This is a genomic window from Phytoactinopolyspora halophila, assembly GCF_003287285.1.
GTDB classification, from domain to species: Bacteria; Actinomycetota; Actinomycetes; order Jiangellales; family Jiangellaceae; genus Phytoactinopolyspora_A; species Phytoactinopolyspora_A halophila.
Map to the genome: position 1 here is coordinate 1 of NZ_QMIG01000061.1, position 2,136 is coordinate 2,136.

Below are 2,136 nucleotides of genomic sequence, written 5' to 3' on the forward strand. Positions count from 1 at the left end.
TGGCAGTAGAGGTCGGCCAGGGCATAGAGCAGTTCTTGGTAGTGGTGGGCGTCGGTGGTGGTGGCGGCTTGGTTGGCCAGGTCGGTGATGATGTGTTGGATGGCGGGTTGGGTGGTGAAGTCGCGTTCGACGGTGCCGGTGAACAGGTTGGGTGCGGACTGGCCGGTGCGGGCTTGGTCGAGCACGTGCAGGGCATCGTCGCGGTCTTTGACCACGGCCACGCACCGGTGGGTGAAGTGTTGCCGGCCGTGCACCAGCTCGGCACTGATCACCGACAGATACGACCCATCCATGTCGGGGTGCTGGCGCAGATAGGCCACCATGTCCGCGATCTTGTGGTCCAACGCGTCGGCAGTTTTCGCGGACAACGGCAGCAGATAACACGGCTGCGCCGGCCAGGCCTGCACCCGCTGCGCCGCCCGCGCCTGGGTGTCATAGCTTTGCACCACCAGGTGAGCGTTCGTGCCACTCATCCCGAACGAACTCACCGCACCCACACGTGAGCCGCCCTCAGTTTCGGGCCAGGCCCGCGATTCCTGGTTCACATAAAACGGGCTGTCATCCCACCGGATGTAATCATTCACCTGATCACAATTGATACTGGCCGGAATCTCTTCCTTCCACATCCCCAGCACCAACGAAATCAAACTGACCACACCCGACGCGGCCAACGAATGACCCACATTCGGTTTCGTCGACGTCAACGCACAAAAACCAGTCGCCGACGTGTAATCCTTGAACGCATCCGCCAACGCGTTGATCTCAACCGGATCACCCAACCGCGTGCCCGTGCCATGCGTCACAATATGACCGATCCGCTCCGGATCAATCCCGAACCGGTCATACACATCCTTCAACAACTGGGTTTGCGCACGACCACTCGGCGCAGTAATCCCATTCGTCTTACCGTCATAATTGATGCCACTACCCACAATCGAGGCATACACCGGATCACCATCAGCCTCGGCCGCGGACAACCGCTTCAACACCACCACCGCGACCGCCTCCGACGGCACCATCCCATCGGCACCACGATCAAACGCCCGACACGCCCCCTGCTCAGACAACATGCCAGCCTTGCGCATGCCCTGATACCCAGCCGAGGTCAACATCAAATTCACCCCGGCCACCACAGCCACATCACACTCACCAGACTGCAAACTCTGACACGCCTGATGCACCGCCACCAGACCAGACGAACACGACGTATTAATCGCCATGCCCGGCCCATCCAAATTCAAAAAGTACGACAACCGCGACGCCAAAATAGAATTACTGTTCCCGGTGACACTTCCCTCATCACCGACCAACAGCTGATAATCCCCCTCCTCAGCACCCACAAACACACCAACCCGAGACCCACTCAACCCCGCATTGGCAAACCCCGCATCCTCCAACGCATTCCACGACTCCTGCAACAACAACCGCTGCCGCGGATCCATCGTCTCCGCCTCCCGCGGAGAAATCTGAAAGAACAACGGATCAAACTCGGCCACACCCGGAACAAACCCCGCCACAGCCGAACCAGCCTGCTCATCACCACCCAGACCCGACGACGCCCACCACGACAACCGATCCTGCGGCACCGCCCCCACAACCTGGCGCCCCTCACGCAAAATCGACCACAACCCCGACACATCCCGCGCCTGCGGAAACCGGCCACTCATCCCCACAATGGCCACCGCACCACCCTCGGCCCGACGCGCCCCACCAGCACGCGCACCAGAACGACGCACACCCGCAGACACCGGCACCGACCGCGCCACCGGCGAATCAGCATCCGCCTCCTGATAGAAAGCCGCCAACTCCTCACCACGGCTCTCCAACAAAAACCCACTCAACCGCGACAACGTCGGATACCCAAAAAACACATCAGGAGTCACCTCGAACCCAAACCGAGAACTCAACTCCCGAGCAAACTCCGCCAAACTAATCGAATCAAAACCGAAATCAGCCAAATTCTCATCCACACCCACCCGATCAGCAGGAATCTTCAACGTCTGACTCGTCGCATCCCGCAACTCCCACACCACACACTCCTGCACCGACCAGCCACGCATATGCACCCGCCGACCAGGACCAGCAACACGCCCCCCATCACCCTCAGACACCGACACCTGCGCCGCATCATCAGCA

At 60.3% G+C, this 2,136-nt stretch carries 1 protein-coding gene; it reads right to left on the bottom strand.

What is annotated here, in order from left to right:
• The coding region (locus DPM12_RS22990) for a beta-ketoacyl synthase N-terminal-like domain-containing protein (RefSeq protein ID WP_245951346.1) at positions 1 to 2,030 on the bottom strand (2,030 nt) is incomplete at its 3' end.
• Positions 2,031 to 2,136: the final 106 nt, after the last annotated feature.